Origin of the sequence: Brevibacillus sp. SIMBA_040 (assembly GCF_046535075.1) — a bacterium.
GTDB lineage: Bacteria > Bacillota > Bacilli > Brevibacillales > Brevibacillaceae > Brevibacillus.
The window spans coordinates 1-238 of record NZ_JAWRXI010000392.1 but is presented as its reverse complement, the minus strand read 5'-3'; the positions used below and the strand labels follow the sequence as shown (position 1 = coordinate 238).

The window sequence follows — 238 nt, the reverse complement described above, 5'->3', positions numbered from 1 at the left end:
CGCATATCCAATTCGTCTACTGAAGTGAAGCGGGTACAAGAATACCAATCCGCCGACGATTAGCTCCCAGGCACGAGTAGGCAGCATATAGAAAGCGAAGACTGGGTCAGTATTCGAAAGATAGATCGAAGTTCCAAGAGAAGCTAGGGCAAGAACAATCAAAAATATTTTGGTTTTTTGGGTGTCAAGAAGTTTGTGAAGGCCCATCAAAAGCAGTGGATATACGAGGTAAAATTGC

At 43.7% G+C, this 238-nt stretch carries 1 pseudogene; it reads right to left on the bottom strand.

The features are described from left to right. Positions 1–238, bottom strand: a pseudogene (locus SB752_RS33225) (hypothetical protein); the annotation flags it as partial.